At 39.7% G+C, this 20,624-nt stretch carries 15 protein-coding genes; 6 read left to right on the top strand and 9 right to left on the bottom strand.

The features are described from left to right. Window positions 1–173 precede the first annotated feature (173 nt). The 5 genes from R2H34_RS08895 to R2H34_RS08915 all read right to left on the bottom strand — a co-directional run bounded on the left by R2H34_RS08895 (window position 174) and on the right by R2H34_RS08915 (window position 6,391). Window positions 174–1,538: an MFS transporter gene (locus R2H34_RS08895; protein WP_151708113.1), complete on the bottom strand. Its 1,365-nt coding sequence runs from the start codon at window positions 1,536–1,538 to the stop codon at window positions 174–176. Between the two features lie 95 nt (window positions 1,539–1,633). Then, window positions 1,634–2,920, bottom strand: coding sequence for a DcaP family trimeric outer membrane transporter (locus R2H34_RS08900; protein WP_318342238.1), 1,287 nt, complete (start codon window positions 2,918–2,920; stop codon window positions 1,634–1,636). A 283-nt stretch (window positions 2,921–3,203) separates the two neighbouring features. Further along, on the bottom strand, window positions 3,204–3,905 hold the full coding sequence (locus tag R2H34_RS08905; protein WP_004961867.1) for a class I SAM-dependent methyltransferase: 702 nt from the start codon (window positions 3,903–3,905) through the stop codon (window positions 3,204–3,206). Window positions 3,906–3,970: 65 nt separating this feature from the next. Further along, a complete protein-coding gene (locus R2H34_RS08910; RefSeq protein ID WP_004961870.1) occupies window positions 3,971–5,665 on the bottom strand; it encodes an AMP-binding protein in 1,695 nt (564 codons plus the stop codon). 108 nt (window positions 5,666–5,773) lie between these two features. After that, the gene (locus R2H34_RS08915; RefSeq protein ID WP_004961872.1) at window positions 5,774–6,391 is read right to left on the bottom strand and encodes a TetR/AcrR family transcriptional regulator; all 618 of its coding nucleotides are present in this window, start codon (window positions 6,389–6,391) and stop codon (window positions 5,774–5,776) included. A gap of 145 nt (window positions 6,392–6,536) precedes the next feature. On the opposite strand from R2H34_RS08915, the gene R2H34_RS08920 reads away from it, so the two are divergent. The 5 genes from R2H34_RS08920 to R2H34_RS08940 are packed head-to-tail and all read left to right on the top strand — an operon-like array spanning window position 6,537 to window position 13,050. Then, window positions 6,537–7,709 (top strand): isovaleryl-CoA dehydrogenase, encoded by a 1,173-nt coding sequence (locus R2H34_RS08920; protein WP_004961873.1) that lies wholly within the window; start codon window positions 6,537–6,539, stop codon window positions 7,707–7,709. A gap of 24 nt (window positions 7,710–7,733) precedes the next feature. Beyond that, complete coding sequence (locus R2H34_RS08925; RefSeq protein ID WP_151708112.1) at window positions 7,734–9,335, top strand: carboxyl transferase domain-containing protein; 1,602 nt, start codon at window positions 7,734–7,736, stop codon at window positions 9,333–9,335. A 9-nt stretch (window positions 9,336–9,344) separates the two neighbouring features. Further along, window positions 9,345–10,148, top strand: coding sequence for an enoyl-CoA hydratase/isomerase family protein (locus tag R2H34_RS08930; RefSeq protein ID WP_075696509.1), 804 nt, complete (start codon window positions 9,345–9,347; stop codon window positions 10,146–10,148). A gap of 11 nt (window positions 10,149–10,159) precedes the next feature. Beyond that, a complete protein-coding gene (locus tag R2H34_RS08935) occupies window positions 10,160–12,151 on the top strand; it encodes an acetyl/propionyl/methylcrotonyl-CoA carboxylase subunit alpha (protein WP_004961882.1) in 1,992 nt (663 codons plus the stop codon). Further along, the gene (locus R2H34_RS08940) at window positions 12,148–13,050 is read left to right on the top strand and encodes a hydroxymethylglutaryl-CoA lyase (protein ID WP_004961885.1); all 903 of its coding nucleotides are present in this window, start codon (window positions 12,148–12,150) and stop codon (window positions 13,048–13,050) included. The genes R2H34_RS08935 and R2H34_RS08940 overlap by 4 nt, the downstream gene beginning before the upstream one ends. 100 nt (window positions 13,051–13,150) lie before the next feature. On the opposite strand, the gene R2H34_RS08945 is transcribed toward R2H34_RS08940, so the two are convergent. After that, a complete protein-coding gene (locus R2H34_RS08945; RefSeq protein WP_026057409.1) occupies window positions 13,151–14,107 on the bottom strand; it encodes a LysR family transcriptional regulator in 957 nt (318 codons plus the stop codon). 200 nt (window positions 14,108–14,307) lie between these two features. Between R2H34_RS08945 and R2H34_RS08950 the strand changes: the two genes are divergently transcribed. After that, window positions 14,308–17,781, top strand: a complete 3,474-nt coding sequence (locus R2H34_RS08950; protein WP_004961890.1) for an indolepyruvate ferredoxin oxidoreductase family protein — start codon at window positions 14,308–14,310, stop codon at window positions 17,779–17,781. Window positions 17,782–17,871: 90 nt separating this feature from the next. On the opposite strand, the gene R2H34_RS08955 is transcribed toward R2H34_RS08950, so the two are convergent. The 3 genes from R2H34_RS08955 to R2H34_RS08965 are packed head-to-tail and all read right to left on the bottom strand — an operon-like array spanning window position 17,872 to window position 20,521. Further along, window positions 17,872–18,909, bottom strand: a complete 1,038-nt coding sequence (locus tag R2H34_RS08955) for an AraC family transcriptional regulator (protein WP_004961892.1) — start codon at window positions 18,907–18,909, stop codon at window positions 17,872–17,874. A gap of 25 nt (window positions 18,910–18,934) precedes the next feature. Next, complete coding sequence (locus tag R2H34_RS08960) at window positions 18,935–20,245, bottom strand: DUF2306 domain-containing protein (RefSeq protein ID WP_228128836.1); 1,311 nt, start codon at window positions 20,243–20,245, stop codon at window positions 18,935–18,937. A gap of 9 nt (window positions 20,246–20,254) precedes the next feature. Then, the gene (locus R2H34_RS08965; protein WP_228144191.1) at window positions 20,255–20,521 is read right to left on the bottom strand and encodes a hypothetical protein; all 267 of its coding nucleotides are present in this window, start codon (window positions 20,519–20,521) and stop codon (window positions 20,255–20,257) included. Between the last annotated feature and the right edge of the window lie 103 nt (window positions 20,522–20,624).

A 20,624-nucleotide genomic window follows, 5' to 3' on the forward strand; every position in this document is an offset into this window, starting at 1 on the left:
AATACCAGTTTCATGTAAATCCAAGTGTTTTAAAGAATTAAGGGTAGTCAGGAATTGAGCCAATTCACCTCTATTCTTATCCTTTTGATTTTAGGTTCTGTCTGAAATAAAAAAGCACATCAGCCTATCTGATGTGCTTTTCATGTTTTAAAGAAAGATCAAGTCATATTAAGTTAAGCATTACTTGATTCGGTCAAGCTAGTTTTTACTTCTTCTACTTGTTGCTCATCATCAAATTTATGACGTTTCAAACTCAATATCGCGCAAATTGCTAACATTGCAGGGACAGAAATCATCACAAAATTCATGGTATGCGGTAAGTTCAAGGTTAATAACAAGCCTGTTAAAATCGGACCGACAATCGCACCAATTCGACCTACACCAGAAGCACAACCAATTCCAGTCGAGCGAACACTTAATGGATAGTATTGCGCAACATAGCTATAAAGAAGGATTGAAGTACCAATCGTCGCTGCGCCAGCAATAGTTACTAAACCATATAAAACATAAGCTGGAGAGTTAAATCCTAAGCCGATCAGTGCCACTACACCTGCCATCAGCATTCCCATGATCACAGGTTTCAAATGGAATTTGTCTGAGAGAATGCCACCACCAATCGAACCAATCATTGCACCAACATTCAAAGCAAATAAGAATAAGATACTCTTGCCGAGTGAATAACCTGCTGCAAGCATAAGTTTTGGTAACCAACTGCTTAGTGCGTAAACCATTAATAAGCACATAAAGAACAATACCCAAAACATAAGCGTATTGAATGCACGTCCTTGTTGAAATAAGCCTTTTACAGAACTACCTGTTGGAACATTATCTTCATTCAACACTAAACGCGTATTAATACCAATGCTTTGTTCAGGTGAAATTTTTTGAATGATGCTATGTGCTTGATCAGTTTTGCCAGTTTTAACCAAAAAGGTTAAAGATTCAGGTAGGAATTTCCAGATAACAGGTAATAAAATTAAAGGAATACCAGCAATCAAGAACATGATTTGCCAACCTTGACTCTCAACTAAATAACTTCCGATAAGCGCAGATAGAATTCCACCGATTGCATAACCACTAAACATCGTGCCAACTAAGGTACTGCGAATACGTTTGGGTGCGTACTCTGATGTGAGTGCGACGAGATTTGGCATAACCCCGCCTATCCCTAAACCTGCTAAAAAGCGTAAAATACCAAATTCAAAAGGATTTGATGCAAACGCACCTAAAAAAGTAAAACCACTAAAGAAGGTCACACAGATTAAAATTACATTTTTTCGTCCGATTTTATCTGCCAAAGCACCGAATAACATGGCTCCAAACATCATCCCGCACAAAGCAGTACTGGCAAGCATGCCTGCTTGTACAGAAGTGAGAGACCACTCTTGCATAAGTAAAGGTAGAACAACGCCAAAAATGACGAGATCGTAACCATCAAAAATAATAATCAATAAGCACCAAAGTAAAATACTCCAGTGAAAAGGTGTAAATTTTGCTTGATCAATTACTGCATTTACATTAACCGTAGATGTTGTCATTCTGCATCTCCTCAATGAGATAAATTCCTAATCATTATTTAAAACGACATAATGCACCTTAAAGAAAAATATTATTATTCAAGGCTTTATTAGTATTAAAAGTCATAACTCGCCATCATGTTGATGCGGTTATCCGTCCCTGTGCGACCATCGAAGGTTTCACGTTCACCGTAGACATATTCCATCCCTAAGGTAATTGGCTTGTAAGGGTTGTACATGCCATTGATCCAGCCTTGCCATAGTTCTTTATTTTGAGCTGTGTTGTCTTTATTGATTCGTGCAAATGCATTGTTGTCTTTGGCTTTCATATAGCCATAACCCAATGTTGAACGAAATTGAGTGTTAAATTGATGGGTAATCCCTGTTGAAATCGAATCAAACTCATTGCTTTGAATATGCTTTTGATCATCAATTGCATAACTGCTATTGGTCCACATCAGGAAGCGTCCGTCGCCTTTGATATGGTTATAGTCTGCTTTGAGAAAAGTTTTTGGTGTTAAATGATATTTTCCACCGATGCCGACACCCCAAGCCCATTCTTCATCTTGACTAGTTTTCTTTTCAGCGACAAAACTACGTCCTGAAAGCATAGAGCCATTGGCAAACTTATGATTTACACGTCCAACAAAGGCAGGTAAACGCATTTCATTATCAGGATCAGAGCTTGCTGTATATTTAGGATCTTCTACTGCTAAAGCAAAGCTGGTATTTGCCGTAATATTGTCACTATAACGAACCAATGGTGAGCGTTGTAATGCTCCGCCTACATAGGTCGCAGCATCAATCGTTTCTGGATAATATTCAGGTGCGATAAATGTAGACCATGTCTGACCTAATAACCATTTATCAAAGGTTAAATAGGCATGACGGATACGGAATTGATCGCGTGATGCGCTACCAAAGAAGTCCATTTCTAATTTTCCACCGACATCGCCCATAGCAGTCGGTGTTTTAAAATTTAGACCTATCCGAGAAACACTTGCAGTGCTATGCAAACGATCTTTTTGTTGCGCTTCTTCAGCTGTCTCTTCTAATGGTACACCGCTAATGTTGTTGTACATCGTAGATGCGCCTTTGGCTTGATAAGATGCATCCGCACGCAAATAACCATATAAATTAACCTCTGCACCAGATTTGGTGAGTGATAATTTCGGCGTTGTTGTTTGAACAGGTTCAGATGTCTGTGCAACCATGACCTGAGTAGTGGGCTGAGCAGGCGGAGTTTGCTGGACATAATTTTGCAGCATTGCACGCAACTCTTTTACTTCTTGACGAAGTTGTTCTATTTCTGCATTTTCTGAGCCTGCATAACTTCCAGACATGGCAGTGAGTACAGATAGTGCTAAAACACTTTGTTGAACCGTTAAGATGAATCTTTTCATTAAAATCAATTTCCTTGTTTCATGAACTTTACTTTTCAAGTTCATTTTTTGTTTGCGTTGTATCCTTTGCAGTACTTGATGACTGCATCGCATTTCTTGTTTTAAAACCTAATGTTCTGATTTTATTTGGTTTTACCTCCTTTCATTGTTTTGTTTAACGCTTTATTTAGACAAAAAGAACCTCACAATAACTATAAAAGTCACTGTTAATTGAACATTTGGTAAAAATAAAAGCTAAATTATTCTTCTAATCATTTATTCCATTATGAATGAGTCCCTTGGGTTATGAGGCTTGAGCAAACTCGGCAATTTCTGCCTTTTTCGCAATCAAACCCTGATAAATTAAGATTTGACTATATGAGTGCACGTCTTCAAAACCAATGCCTTGAAGTCGTTGCTGATATTCACTGAATGAAATAGTGAAAAAGTCATTTTCCATGCGATCTAACATTTTTTGGCATTGCAATTCAGTTAAACCTTGAGCCATACATAAATAACGTAAAGCTTGTAGATGCTGAGGATTGCTGCAAGGCATCAAATCATAGGTCAATAGCAGTCCACTATTTTTCAAACAACGATGAATACTGCTGTAGAAGTCAGTTTTTTGTTCATCTGCTATAAAGTGCGCGACTAAAATAGAAAGTGCAGCATCAAAACCAGCACCTTCAGTTAAAGCAAAGTGATCACCATGTACAAATTGTACCTGTGCAGACTTCCCCATTTGTTTGACACGTATTTCTGCTTTTTCAAGCATAGCTAAGGAAGGATCAAGGGCAGTAAATTTCCAATTAGGATGTCTATTTAGCAGATATTCCAACTCATAACCTGTTCCACATCCAACAATAAGTATGTGTGCAATTGGTTGAAGTACAGACTGTAAAATGGCATCCACTTGTTGATGAATGATTTCATATCCAGGAATTAACTTACGGATATGCTGATCATATTCTTCAACGATCTTTGGACTATTAAAATCTTTTGCCATTCACTGTGATCCTTTTCCTTATGACTTTAAAATGCTGTTTTTTTCTATGCGATGTAAGACATCATTTAGTCGAATACGTTTCCAGTTAAATTCAGTTCAGCACGCATAATTTCCTGTAACTTAAACTTCTGCGCTTTGCCTGATGCAGTCATAGGAAATTCATTAAAGAATTTTACGTAACGAGGCACTTTATTATGTGAAATGTGTTCCTTACAGAAACTACGGATGTTGTCTTCATTGGTCTGATGATGTTCATGCAAAATAATACAAGCACATAGTTCTTCACCGTAACGCGTATCAGGTAGACCAATCACTTGCACATCACAGATCGCAGGATGGGTATATAAGAAGTCTTCGATTTCTTTAGGAAAGAGATTTTCTCCACCACGAATGACGACATCTTTGATGCGACCTTTGATTTTGACAAAGCCTTCAGCATCCATCTCCGCAATGTCACCTGTATGCATCCAACCTGCGGCATCAATTACTTCACGGGTTTTTTCTTCTTCACCCCAATAGCCTGCCATTACCGAGTAACCTCTGACGCATAGCTCGCCTAAGGTTCCTTGTGGTACGAGTTGCCCTTCAGGATCGACAATTTTGATTTCGACATGTGGATGAACATGTCCAACCGTACTGACGCGTTTATCAATGGTGTCACTCACTGAGCTTTGTACGCTGACAGGTGAAGTCTCAGTCATGCCATAACAAATCGTGATTTCTGACATATGCATACGATCAATCACACGCTGCATAATTTCACGTGGGCATGGGCTTCCCGCCATGATCCCTGTACGTAAACTAGATAAGTCAAATTCATTAAATTGTTCATGCTCTAAAGTGGCGATGAACATGGTTGGTACGCCGTATGCTGCCGTACAACGTTCGTTGTGAATTGTCTTTAGTGTTTCTAATGGATTAAATACAGCTGATGGATACACCATAGTAGAACCATGTGTGATACAAGCTAGATTTCCCATGACCATACCGAAACAGTGGAATAAAGGCACAGAGATGCATACTTTATCTTGTGGCGTTAAACGAATACCCTCTCCTACAAAATAACCATTATTCAGAATGTTATGATGGGTGAGCATTGTGCCTTTCGGATTACCAGTCGTTCCTGACGTAAATTGAATATTAATGGTTTCATCAAATTGCAATTGCTGCGTAGCCAATTGTAATTGATCGAGTTGTTCTTGAGTTGGAGGAACGACTAGATCACTGAAACGATGAATACCTGTATGCTGTTTTTCATCAATTTTGATCACAAACTTTAAGAAAGGCAGACGTTCTGAATGAATAATTTTGTCTGTACAGAAAACAATTTCTGGTGCAATTCGTGTCAAAAGCTCTTGATAATCAGTCGTTTTGAATTGTGAGGCGATGATCAATCCTTTGCAGGAAACTTTATTCAATACATACTCTAACTCATGGCTTTTGTAGGCAGGATTTAAGTTCACTAGGATAATCCCTGCTTTAAAAGCAGCAAATTGAGTGATCGTCCATTCCACGCAGTTTGGTGACCAGATGCCTAGTCGATCGCCTTTCTTTAAACCGAGTTTGAGCAAACTACAGGCAAAAGTATTCACTTCATCTTGTAGTTGTTTATAGGTCAACCGTCTGTTCTGATGTGAACTTACAATCGCTTCTTGATCAGCATATTGCTGACAAGCTTGATCAAATTTTTCTCCAATCGTCATCCCCAATAAGGGTTGTGCACTTGGTCCAGAGGCATAGCTTAACCGTTGTTGTTGCATTGAATCATTCTCCTTGATTCTTTCTAATTCTGTTCTGATTTCATCTCATTGTTATTACTGCAACTATTCTTCAAACTGCCTTGTTTTGATTTTTATTGTTGTTTATGCCTATTTTTTCCTCACGGCATCCACACAAAAATCAGCAATCTGCTTTGAAAAATAGTCTTTGTGTTGCTGATCAAACTTTGTATTTTGAGCTGGGTCTAGAGGTTCTACGACTACAAAAGTCATCGCGCCAACCACACAAAGTGCAGTGGTATTTAAATTCTCTAACATAAACTCGCCACTTGCATTTCCATCTGCGAGTATTTTAATAATACTTTGTTTAATCAACTGCTTAACACGAAAACGCTCATGCTCTACCAATGAATCAACAGGTTCAAACATGAGTGAATATGCAAGCTGAGGGCTGTTTAGTGCCCTTTTTACAAAGGTTGTTACCGCTTTATGTAACTTCTGTTCCGCCGTTAGATCACTTTCCGTAATCGCATCAATCACTAAAAGTTCGGTATTGATCGCTTCTGACAGAACTTCAATAAGTACCTGACTTTTATTGTCAAAGTAGCGATAAACCAACCCACTTGAAACACCTGCTTGCTCAGCAATTGTTTGTATCTGTGCGTCTTTAAACCCTCCTTCTGAAATTAATTTTCTGGCTGAACTCAAAATCGACTTACGATTTTGTTCCATCCGTTCTTGCATTAAAGATGATCGTTTATAACTCATGAAATTTATTCTCTAACAAATAAAGTGAATTGTAAATCATTTTATGAATCTATATTCACTTTTTCAAAAATTCATTGTATGGTACTTCCTAAGCACAAACAAGAATGCTTATGGAACAACAAATATAACCAATAGGATGAACACAATGAACCTACGTAGCTTGAATTTTGGTCTGGATGAAACATTGATTGCCCTTCAAGATTCAGTTGCCGCATTTTGTGCAAAAGAAATTGCACCAATTGCTCAGCAAGTAGATCAAGACAATAAATTCCCGAGCCATCTATGGAAAAAGTTCGGTGATATGGGCTTATTAGGCCTAACGGTTTCTGAAGAATACGGCGGCACCAACCTTGGTTATCTTGCTCATATTATTGTTATGCAAGAAATTTCTCGTGCTTCTGCAGCAATTGCACTTTCATACGGCGCACACTCAAACCTATGTATTAACCAAATTAATCGCAACGGTAATGAGCAACAAAAGCAGAAATATCTGCCTAAATTAATTTCTGGAGAATATGTCGGTGCCCTAGCGATGTCTGAACCGAATGCGGGTTCTGATGTAGTCAGTATGAAATTACGTGCTGAACAAAAAGGTGATCATTTCGTTTTGAATGGTTCCAAGATGTGGATTACCAATGGCGGTGATGCTGATGTCCTAGTGGTATACGCAAAAACTGATCCACATGCAGGCGCAAAAGGCATGACCGCTTTTTTAATTGAAAAGGACATGAAAGGTTTTAGTCATGGTCATCACTTAGACAAACTTGGTATGCGTGGCTCAAATACCTATCCATTGTTTTTTGACAATGTAGAAGTACCTGTTGAAAACGTGTTGGGTGGTGTCGGTAACGGCGCTAAAGTCCTGATGAGTGGCTTGGACTATGAGCGTGCAGTTCTTAGCGCAGGTCCACTTGGCATTATGGATGCCTGCATGGATGTCGTGATTCCGTATTTACATCAACGTGAACAATTTGGACAAGCTTTAGGTGAATTCCAATTAATGCAAGGCAAACTTGCTGATATGTATTCAACTTGGCTGGCTTGTAAAGCGCTTGTATATGCCGTTGGTACAGCGTGTGATAAAGGAGATCATGACCGTAGCTTACGTAAAGATGCAGCCAGTGCCATTTTATATGCAGCAGAAAAAGCGACATGGATGGCGGGTGAAGCGATTCAAACTTTAGGTGGCAATGGCTATATCAATGAATTCCCTACGGGGCGTTTATGGCGTGATGCAAAACTTTATGAAATTGGTGCAGGCACATCTGAAATTCGTCGTATGTTGATCGGACGTGAATTGTTTAATGAAACCAAATAATAACGATAAATCAGGATGCATCATATGAATCAATTACAAAGCAAAATTAATGTGCGAAGTGAAGACTTCAAAACAAACCAACAAGCTATGCAGACGTTGGTTAATGATTTAACACAAGTTGCCCAAAATATTGCATTAGGCGGCGGAGAAAACGCACGTCAAAAGCATTTAGCACGTGGAAAATTGCTTCCACGTGAACGTATAGATCAATTGATTGACGTTGGCACAGCTTTTTTAGAAATCGGACAACTTGCTGCGTATAAGGTTTATGAGGATGATATTCCTGCTGCGGGTGTGATTGCGGGTATTGGACAGGTTAATGGTGTGACATGCATGATCGTTGCCAATGATGCAACGGTTAAAGGTGGTACCTATTATCCACTTACGGTTAAAAAGCATTTACGTGCTCAAGAAATTGCAGAACAAAATCACTTACCTTGTATTTATCTTGTAGATTCAGGTGGTGCGTATTTACCTATGCAGGATCAGGTATTCCCTGATCGTGATCACTTCGGACGTATCTTCTACAATCAAGCACGTATGTCGAGCCAAGGTATAGCCCAAATTGCGGTCGTGATGGGTAGCTGTACCGCTGGTGGTGCTTATGTTCCTGCGATGTCAGATGAAACCATCATCGTGCGTAATCAAGGGACTATTTTCTTAGGTGGTCCTCCTTTGGTTAAAGCTGCAACAGGTGAAGTTGTAAGTAGCGAAGATTTGGGTGGTGGTGATGTACATACGCGTCTTTCAGGTGTTGCCGATCACCTCGCTGAAAATGATGAACATGCGATTGCGATTGCACGTAATATCGTTGCCAATTTGAATAAAAAACCAAATGAACTCAATAAACAGATTGATGAACCATTGTTTGATGCGAAAGAGTTGTATGGTGTAGTCCCAACCGATGCGCGCAAGCCATTTGATGTACGAGAAGTGATTGCACGTATCGTCGATGGTTCTCGTTTTGATGAATTTAAAGCTCGTTTTGGTTCAACCTTGATCACAGGGTTTGCATCACTTTATGGGATGCCAGTCGGAATTATTGCCAATAATGGCATTCTATTTTCTGAGTCAGCTCAAAAAGGCGCACACTTTATTGAGCTATGTACCCAACGCAATATTCCGTTGTTATTTATTCAAAATATCACGGGCTTTATGGTCGGTCGCCAATACGAAAATGAAGGCATTGCCAAGCACGGTGCTAAACTGGTGATGGCGGTTGCAACTGCAAATGTACCAAAACTTACACTCATCATTGGCGGTTCTTTTGGTGCAGGTAACTACGGTATGTGTGGACGTGCTTATTCTCCACGTTTCTTATGGACTTGGCCAAACTCGCGTATTTCAGTCATGGGTGGTGAGCAAGCAGCCAGCGTACTTTCGACTTTGAAGCATGATCAGATCGAGCAAAAAGGCGCAGAATGGTCAGCACAAGAAGAAGATGAATTTAAACAACCGATTCGTGATCAGTATGAACGTCAAGGTCATCCTTACTATGCTTCTGCCCGTTTGTGGGATGACGGTGTGATTGATCCAGCGCAAACGCGTCAAGTATTAGGATTGAGTCTTGCTGCAGCTTTAAATGCACCGATTCAACCAACTAAATTTGGCGTGTTCCGCATGTAAGAGGTGTTTATGAGCTATCAATTTTTACAACTGGAACAGCATGATCAGGTGGCATATGTGTGGCTGAATCGCCCTGAGCTACACAATGCCTTCAATACAACGGTGATTGAAGAATTGCATACTTGCTTTAAGCAAATTGCTATCCGTGACGATATTCGAGTTGTAGTTTTAGCAGGTCGTGGTAAAAGCTTTTCAGCAGGTGCAGATCTGAATTGGATGAAACAAGCGGGGCAAGCTTCTGCAGAAGAAAATGAAGCCGATGCTTTAAAACTCGCACAGATGCTTGAAGCACTCGCAACCTTAAAACAGCCGACGATTGCACGTGTTCATGGCATTGCTTTTGGTGGTGGTATGGGTTTGGCATCTGCATGTGATATTTGCATTGCCAGTACCGATGCAAAGTTTGCAACCTCTGAAGTTCGACTAGGTCTTGCCCCTTCTACGATTAGTCCATATGTGATTCGTGCGATTGGCGCTAGACAAGCTTCACGCTATTTTTTAACTGCTGAACGTATCTCAGCGCACGAAGCAAAACAAATCGGCTTGGCACATGAAATTGCGGATGCAGAAGATTTAGATAAAAAAGTTCAAGAGATTATTGATGCTTTACTGCTGGGTGGACCACATGCCCAAGCAGCATCTAAGCAACTGATTCAAATGGTTAGCAATCAAAGTATGAACGATGAGTTACTTCGACAAACTGCTCAACACATAGCACAAGTCCGTCAAGGCAGTGAGGCAAAAGAAGGTTTAACCGCTTTCTTAAATAAGCAAGCCCCTGCGTGGACTTCAAATTCTAATAACAACAATTAAGGATGATTAAGATGTTTGAAAAGATTTTAATTGCGAACCGTGGTGAGATCGCTTGCCGTGTGATTCGTACCGCCAAAAAATTAGGTATTGCGACGGTTGCGGTTTACTCAGATGCAGATGCACATGCACAACACGTTAAACTTGCTGATGAAGCGATTTATATTGGTCAATCTCCTGCAACACAAAGTTATTTACAAGTTGATCGTATTATTCAAGCGGCGATTGATACAGGAAGCCAAGCGATTCATCCTGGTTATGGTTTTCTTTCGGAAAACGATCAATTTGCCTTAGCTTGCCAGCAGCATAATATTTGCTTCATTGGACCTCCAGTCGATGCCATTTTAGCGATGGGCTTGAAAGCAACCTCTAAAGCGTTGATGGAAAAAGCCGGTGTACCTCTAACACCGGGCTATCACGGAACAAATCAAGATGCTGAATTTTTAAAACAACAAGCAGATCGGATTGGCTATCCTGTATTGATTAAAGCAAGTGCTGGTGGTGGCGGTAAAGGCATGAGTCTAGTGGAACGTAGCGAAGATTTCCTACATTCTCTTGCGTCGTGTAAGCGTGAAGCCAAATCGAGTTTTGGTAATGATGACGTACTGATTGAACGTTATGTGATTCAACCACGTCATATCGAAGTACAGGTATTTGGCGACACACATGGCAACTATGTACATTTATTTGAACGGGATTGTTCTGTTCAACGTCGTCATCAAAAAGTATTAGAGGAAGCCCCTGCTCCGCAAATGCCAAGCGAAAAGCTCGATGCTATGCGTCAAGCTGCAATCGATGCTGCGCGTGCGGTAAATTATGTCGGTGCAGGTACGGTTGAGTTTATCGTTGAACAAGATGGTACGGCGTATTTCATGGAAATGAACACACGCTTACAAGTCGAACATCCTGTGACTGAAATGATTACTGGAGAGGACTTAGTAGAATGGCAATTACGAGTTGCGTATGGTGAGCCATTACCAAAACTCCAACATGAATTACAAATTCATGGGCATGCGCTCGAAGCACGTATTTATGCCGAAGAACCAGAAAAAGGCTTTTTACCTGCAATCGGTAAAATTGACTATTTACGCTACCCAGCGCAAAACCAATATGTTCGTGTAGATAGTGGCATCGTTGAAGGTGATGAAATTACCACTTTCTATGACCCAATGATTGCCAAATTGATCGTATGGGGGAAAAACCGTGAAGCTGCTTTGATTCAAATGCAACACGCGCTTAGTCAATTCCATGTCGATGGTTTAGGCAATAACATTGCCTTTTTGGAAAAGATTGTACGTTGTGATTCATTCAAACAAGCAAAGTTGGATACGAATCTAATCCAACGTGAAGAGCAGTTCTTGTTTAGCCCAGCGAATACAAAACCTGAGTTTGTTGTTGCGACTGCATTTATTGAATTTCTAAGCCAAATGCAAAGCAATCAATCAACTCAAAAACAACTGTGGCTAGCACAACCCTTATGGCGTAGTAATGTGTCTTATCAGCACAGCATTAAATTGAATTATTTAAATCAAAATATTCAAATTAAGTTTTCTGCTGCTGAACAAGGGTTTAATGCAGAATTTAATGGTCAGCAGTATCACATCACAGGTCAATTGACTGATCAACACAGTGCAAATATTCAAATTGGTGGAATCCAGCAAAAACTTGCCTTTAATCGAGGTGTGCAAGGTATTACCCTGTTCAAGGCTGGACAAAGCTATAAGTTTAGCTACTTACGTCAGGATTATAATCAAACTGATGGTCAATCTGAGCAAGGACATCTCAAAGCCCCAATGCCAGGCGTGGTGACACAATTACTTGTGGGCGCAAATCACACCGTGAAGAAAGATGATGTGCTTTTGACGCTTGAAGCGATGAAAATGGAATATACCATTCGCGCTCCAAAAGATGGTGTGATTTTGGATGCCTATTTCCAAGTGGGAGATCAAGTCAAAGCTGGTGATGAGCTTGTGGACTTCCAAGCTGCTGAGGAGGAAGTTGCATGAGTGACTATGTAAAGATTGTAGAAGTTGGGCCTCGTGATGGTTTGCAAAACGAGAAACAAGCTTTAAGCATTGAGCAGCGATTGCGTTTTATCAATGATTTAATTAATGCAGGTTTAAAGTCAATTGAAGTGGGTTCATGTGTATCAGCCAAATGGGTACCACAAATGGCGCAGAGCGATGAGTTATTTAAATTGTTGCCACAACGCAATGATTTAAATTTGAGCTTGCTCACGCCTAATCTTAAAGGCTTCGAAGCCGCTCTAGCAGTTGGATGTAAAGAGGTTGCTGTCTTTACCGCAGCTTCTGAGAGTTTTACTCGAAAGAATATCAATTGCTCGATCGATGAAAGCTTAGAACGATTCTCTGAAATTTTCAAAGCGGCGCAGGCAAACAATGTTCGTGTACGTGGTTATGTCTCTTGTATGGTGGACTGTCCTTACGAAGGTGCAATTGATCCCAAACAAGTCGTGAATGTCGTGAAACAGCTGCATGACATGGGATGTTATGAGATTTCATTGGGTGAAACTATTGGGACAGCGACACCAGATCGAGTGCAAAAAGTTTGGCAAGCATGCTTAGCAGAATTGGATAGCAAGATTTTGGCTGGACACTTTCATAATACCTATGGTATGGCAATCGCCAATATCTATCAATCCTTACAGCAAGGTATTCGAGTTTTTGATTCCTCACTTGCTGGACTGGGTGGTTGTCCTTATGCCAAAGGTTCATCAGGGAATGTTGCAACAGAGGATTTATATTATTTACTGTCTCACATTGGTTATGAAACAGGCATTAATCTAGAAAAACTGATGTTGGCTAGTCAAAATATCAATCAAACATTGAACCGAAAAAACTTATCAAATTATGCAAATACTTATCTTCAACAGTCATGTGCATAAATAAATCTCAGCGATCATTGATAAATGCTCCACTAAAAATAAATTTGAAGGAGCATTCATGTTTTTTGTTTTAATCACTTATTTTTGACTTAAATATAGATCATTCAGTATGTGTTAATTGATAAAAATAAGAAGTATCTGATTTAATTTTCGGTGAAATATATTGTTCTACCCAATCCAACCAAGCACGAGTTTTTGCATCAATATAATCTCTTGACGGTAATAAGGTATAAACACCAATATCAGGTGAACGCCAATCGGGTAAGACATGACACAATCGACCTGCCCGAACAGCTTCAATCACTGAAAACATCGGTAATAATGCGATTCCCATATCTTGTTGTACGACATCTAATAATAACTCAGGAGTATCAGCCACAATTTGACCGCTCGTACTGATCTCATGAAAACCCCCCTTTTCATTAATCAAATGCCATTCAGGTGTAATTGATGGATTGACCAAACGTAGACATGCATGGTTGTACAAATCTTCAGGTGAGTTTGGTATGCCATGCTTTTCTAAATATGCAGGAGATGCGCACAACACTGAAAATATTGTGCCGATACGACGCGATACGAATCTGGAGTCAGTCAGTGATTCAGTTAAATATAAGCTGACATCAATTCCCTTACCTAAAAGATCTGGTGTGTTCTGCGAAGTTCGATATTCAACCGTCAAATCTGGATAACTTTGGCAGAATTTAGCCATTACAGGCGATATATAATAATGCCCAAAGCTTGCCATACTCAAAATACGCAACCGTCCTTTTGGCTTTGTTGCCGTTCCTGTCGCTTCAGACTCTGCTTCATCTATGATCGATAGAACTTGTCGACAACGCTCAGCATAAAGCGCACCAATATCTGTCAATGCATGCTGCCGTGTAGAGCGTTGCATCAGTTTAACACCAAGCCGTGACTCTAACTCGCTGATCAGACGTGATACCTGAGCTGTGGTCAAATCCATCTGTTCAGCAGCTGCTGTAAAACTTCCACTGTCAATCACTTTCAGGAAAGCATGCATTGCATGCAACAGTCCACCATCGAGATTTTTGCGCATAACGTAAATATCTTTTCCTAAATTACGCATTGTTGCACCAGTTTAGATCAACCACAATGGTAAATATGTACATACATCCATGCGTATTTTTTTGACGGTTCAGCGCATGATTTGATCGTTGTATGTCTATAACTCCAAAAGTCAACTCGGATGTTGAGAAAAGAAAGTAGCTCGAACTACATAATACAAAGGAGACATAAATGAATATCGCTACGACATTTACACCTAAAAAGATACCGACTAAAGATGTATCCCTTGATGATAAATACATAAGCGATAACGGCACGGCTTATATGACAGGTATTCAAGCTTTGGTGCGTTTACCACTCGCTCAAACCCGCCGTGATAGTAAAAATGGTTACCATACCGCTGGATTTATTTCAGGTTATCGCGGATCACCTGTTGGTAATTATGATAATTTTCTTTGGCAAATTGAAGGAATTTTGAAAGATCATGATGTGGTCTTTCAACCTGGTGTTAATGAAGATTTAGCTGCTACCGCGATTTGGGGTACCCAACAAGCCAATTTAGCAGGTCAAGGTAAATTTGATGGTGTTACTTCTTGGTGGTATGGCAAAGGTCCAGGTGTAGATCGCTCAGGTGATGTACTACGTCATGCTAACCTCGCAGGCACAGCCGAACACGGTGGTGTTGTTGCTCTATTTGGTGATGATCATTCTTGTAAGTCTTCTACTGTTCCGCACCAGTCTGAACATGTGATGATGGGTTGCGGCATTCCTATTTTTTATCCAACCTCAGTACAACACATTCTTGATCTTGGTATCCATGCGGTCGCAATGTCACGATTCGCGGGTGTATGGACTTCCATAAAACTCGTGAGTGAAATCGTAGAGACATCAGCATCTGTGCATGTTGATGAGGATCGTGTCATTCCAGTCTTGCCTAAAGATGTTAAATTTCCTGATGATGGCGTTAATATTCGCTGGCCAGATCATGGTATCCAACAAGAAGAACGACTTTACAAATACCGCTTACCTGCTGTCTTAGCATATGCACGTGCTAACCAACTCAATAAAGTCACTTGGTCATCTGAAAATGCCCGTATCGGTATCGTTGCGAGTGGCAAAGGTTATCTCGATACGATTGAAGCTTTGCGTATATTAGGGATTGATAACGATATTGCTGAACAAATTGGCTTAAAAGTTTATCAAGTCGGTCTTATTTGGCCTTTGGAACCACAAGGATTACATGAGTTTGCAGAAGGTTTAAAAGAGCTGATCGTTGTTGAAGAAAAACGCCCGATTCTTGAATCTCAAATTAAAGATGAGTTGTATTCACTACCTGATCATCAACGCCCTCATATTATTGGTAAAGCTTGTGATGGTAAGGGCGAATGGAGTACATCTACTGAGGAAGCTCCCTTAATCGGATATTACGAGTTTCAGCCTGAACCGATTGCAAAAATGTTGGCAGCTCGTTTTCTTGACTTGGATATTCCAGTACATATAAAAGAACAAATTCAAAACCGAGTTGGCTTATTAAAAACAGCTGAACAAGAATCTCAACGTATTTTAGATATTGCTGATCGCAAGCCTTTTTTCTGTAGCGGATGTCCTCATAATACTTCGACTAAATTACCCGAAGGCAGTCGTGCATTAGGTGGCATTGGATGTCATTACATTGCAGTTTCACTTGATCGTGGTACAGAAACCTATTCACAAATGGGTGGTGAAGGTGTGAGTTGGGCTGGTGCATCGCATTTTAATAATGAAAAACACATTTTCGCTAATCTAGGCGATGGAACTTATTTCCATTCAGGTTATCTTGCTATTCGCCAAGCCATCGCTGCAAAAATTAATATTACTTACAAAATCCTCTACAACGATGCTGTTGCAATGACGGGCGGACAACATGTGGATGGACATTTGAGTGTTGCTCAACTAACGCGTCAGTTAGCCGCTGAAGGGATAAAAAAACAGGTTATTGTCACAGATGAACCTGAGCTGATACATGCCGAAGAAGGTATAGCACCTGATGTAGAAATTCATCACCGTAATGAATTAGATGCAATCCAACGTCAATTACGTGATATTTCGGGAGTAACAGCCCTAATTTATGTTCAAACTTGTGCCAGTGAAAAACGTCGTCGTCGTAAACGTAATGCCTACCCTGACCCTGCTGAACGTTTACTTATTAATACTGATATTTGTGAAGGCTGTGGTGACTGTTCAAAACAATCGAACTGTTTATCTGTCGAACCTGTAGAAACAGAATTAGGTACTAAGCGTCAAATTAACCAGAGTACCTGTAATAAAGACTTTACTTGCGTCGAAGGCTTTTGCCCAAGTTTTGTCACTGTACATACACGTGATATGAAACGCCTTGAAAAATTTGAAGGATTTCCTGCTGGCTGGCCAGAAAAACCAATCATTCCTAGCTTGGAAAATACACCGAGCCGAATCATGGTGGGTGGTGTTGGTGGTACAGGTGTGGTTACTTTAGGTGCATTGTTAGGAATGGCTGCGCATCTAGAAGGTAAAGCAACACGTGTTATGGATATGGCAGGATTAGCACAGAAAGGAGGAACAGTATATTCCTATGTACAACTTGCTTCAGACGACGAGCAAATTTCAGCAACAAAAATTCCTGCTGGTCAATGTGATATTTTAATCGGCGCTGATGCAATCGTAGCAGGTAGCAAAGCTGCGTTATCACGCCTAAGAGATGAAGCAGTGGTGATCGTGAATGAAGATGCCTCTCCAACGTTAAGTTTTATTGAATCTCGGGACTGGTATGCTCCGATTACAGACTTAATTACTCGTTTGAAAGGACGTGTACATCACGGAAAACTAGTTACATTACCAGCAGCTAGTATTGCCACTCAAGTACTCGGAGATTCGATCTATACCAACCAGATTCTTTTAGGTATGGCTTGGCAATCAGGAAAAATACCGCTACTAAGAGAAAGTATAGAGAAAGCAATTCAATTAAATGGTACGGCGGTTGATAAGAATATCGAGGCTTTCCGCATCGGTTGTCATCTGAGCAGTGATCCTAGTTTAATTCAGCGTTTAGTCGCAGCGATGCCAAAACTTAATAAACCTCAGACCATGTCGGAACTAATTGAAGATCGTACTACTCGTCTGCGTGAATATTGGAATGAAGCTTACGCCTTGAAGTATAAAAACTTAGTAGAGAGCGCTGCGGAAAAATTACCTGAATCATTAGCTGGAACAATTGCAACTCAACTTTATCGAGTGATGGCTTATAAAGATGAGTATGAAGTTGCACGTTTACTTACAGCTAAAAAATTCAAACAGTCTATAGCCTCACAGTTTGGAGAAGGCTTACGTCTAACCTATCACCTAGCTCCACCTGTACTGGGCGCACATCAAAATATTCGTAAACGTGCTTTTGGATATTGGATCCGTTTCCCTTTGATGCTATTGGTACGTTTACAATGGCTACGTGAAACTTTCCTAGACCCGTTTTCTCGTCAAACAGAACGTCAGCACGAACAAGCGTGGCGTGACCGTTATATCAGCTTTGTCGAGGCTTTAATTGAATCACCTGAAAAATACAATCTGGTCGTTGCGGAGGAAATTGCCAAACTTCCTGTTGAGGTGCGAGGTTTTGGGCATGTGAAAGCGCAAGCGATGAACAGTGCGATACAGCGTTGGGATGAGCTTACAACATCACTCAAGAAATCCTAAAATTTTATTCAACTTGTAAGGCTGGCATTTTAATGTTCAGCCTTTTTTATTTAAAATCTGATATGAACTGATCATCTTCCTTTTATTTCATCAAATTTTATTTTGTTTTTCTCTATGTTCTCTAGGTGTGTAGCCCATTACACTCTTGAAGGCTCTGGAAAAATTAGATTCATTACTAAATCCTGATTTTTGTGCCACTTGGGCGATGGTTTTTGTGGAATTTATTAATAACCATCCTGCATATTCAACTGCAACCTCACGATGTAGTTGAGCGAGATTATTCCCCTCATTTGCCAAACGCCTTGTTAGAGTTCGGCTTGATAGATGCAAATGATTGGCTATGACTTCCGCATTTATTAATCGATTCTCATCCAATAAGAGTTCAATCAGACGTTTCACTTGCATAGAAACAGGTTTTAACTGCTGAGACATCTGCATTCTTTGTCTTAAGTTGTCTTGTAAAAGCTGAAACATGGTTGGGCTTTGGGTAATCAAAGGAATATCTAAATTTTCTTGCGGAAAATAAAGTACATTTCTATGGCTTGAATCATGAATAATGAATTCAGCGTTGATTTCTTTAATAAATGCTTGATAAGCATCACTAATTGGATGTTCAAACTCAATCACAATGTTCTTTAAAGGATGTAAAGTAAATGGTTCTATTTTATAAAGAACCATCATCACTAACTCTGTGAAGAATCTATTTTGCTCACCAAAATCACATACTCGTTCAAAAGACAAATAAACATGCTCGTTTTGGTTTGATTTATGAACTTTAAATGCAGGCATCATCAATGGGAAAAACTCCAAAGCAGCTTGTAAAGCTTCGCCTATTGAGCGTGCTGCCAAAGCTAACATGCCTAACATCCCATGTGACGTGAGTGGGAAATGCTCAAGAACTTGTAATGATTCTGGACGATCATCAGTACAATACTCTTGAACTAGACTATACGCTCGAAGTAATTGCTCACCATTGATCATCAATAATGGGTCAAGTAAGTCAGATGTATTTAATCCACATTGTGTATGAAACAAGGCTAAATCACCTCCTTTAGCCCTGATTAGGTTGTCGCAAACTTCAATATATTGGATTGGAAAATGTAAGTTGCTAAGAGGTGTATAAGCCATTGTTCCCTACTCTTTATCCAAATGATTAACGAGCAAACTTACTTAATGTCGCTTGACTATAAGCAGCGTAAAACAATCCAAAAACTAGCAAAATAGGACCTGCATCTGCGGCTAAACGATAGACATGCCCTTGCTGAATAAATATCTCAGGAATTGGAAGCAACATTAAAAAGTGTAAGATGAGATATGACATTGGCAGACTGACACTACACAATATGAGGAATAATCCCCATTCACGTATCAAATAAGGCTTATTCTGAATCACAGCATACGCCAATAGTGCTACAAATAAAAAGTTTAGGACAGCAAATAACCCCATATGCGTACCACCACTAAGCGTCGTGATACTTGGTGCTCCCATATACTTAGCCCAGATCATTAAGATAGTTCCAAGAATTAGTCCAAATAGTATTAGCCAAACTGCAAGTAATCTTACACGACTATGATTTACTTCAATTTTCAAGAAACTCGCATTGATAAAGCAAATACCAACGCCAATTAAGCCGATAGATGCGGCTATAAACCAATAACGTAATCCTTGGTGTTGCAAAACAGCTTGATTGTAGACCTCGATAAGACCTAAAGGTATGTATCGTTCAGCATTTGAAAATAATGAAAGATCTGTTGTGATAGACAAATAATAGATATTGGTTAATAAACACAGGAGCATTATGCCAATTAGTCCACTCACAATAAGATATTGAGTTTTTGAAATGATTTGTTGAGCTGCTACCAAACTAAATGGTCGATCTTTTTGAAAGCTACGAGATAAACACAACAATAAGTACCCCATAACAAAACACTGCGGTAATAAAATCCCCGCGCCCCAATAATTTGAAGTATTAAAGCTTACATCAGGAAATAATATACCTCCTAAAACCCAGTTATAGCGCAGGATTGGTGCAGTTAACAAAGCGCCGAAATTAATCGCCATGTAAGCTTGATGTTGCGCGTATTCTTTGCGTTTTAAATGATAAATAGATAACCATAAACTAATAGTTACAATGATTACTAAAATCCATAGACCTACATAAAATGAAAACGAATCGTAAATGGTCTGAACAGGTGTAATCGTGAGATAAATTGCAGCTGCAATCATCGCAAGCTGTGCAGTCACCATGTATAAAGCACCAAAGCCTCGATGCCAACGTGGATATCTATGTCGAAAGGCTGGCCAAAACTGTAAGGCACCAAACAGCATACAGATTCCTCCCATTACATTATGAAATGACAGTAAGACCATGTTCTTTATTGGCATTTCTGCATAATGGTACATCGAATAGGTAAAATAACTATCTGTACCATACGAGTGTTGATCAGATGTAACTTTACTCATTGCATATAACTATACCCCAGAGTGTTGCCAAGCTTGATTCAATGCAGGATCATCAGAATGATCAGTATTAGCAGCTTTGTTGGTTTGGTGACGTTGCTCTAAAATTTGTTCTGAACCAAAGATTGCTGGTGCAATATTTACCCGTCCCATATCAATTGCAAAAATAGCGTATAGACTTAATAAAGATGCAACAAAAATTACGAGGAACTTTAATATCCAATTACGCCAAACAGTTTTATTTTTCATTGGAAATAATGGATTTGAACTATCCGTCATCGTTTCAGTCCGCGCAAAAAGTGATAATGGGCATTCAAACAAGTTTTTTGTTTTATTTTCAGCCAATACTTATCAAAATCAGCCATTTTTTATTATAAAACAG

This window comes from Acinetobacter sp. 16 (assembly GCF_033439925.1).
In the GTDB taxonomy this organism is placed as follows: domain Bacteria; phylum Pseudomonadota; class Gammaproteobacteria; order Pseudomonadales; family Moraxellaceae; genus Acinetobacter; species Acinetobacter junii.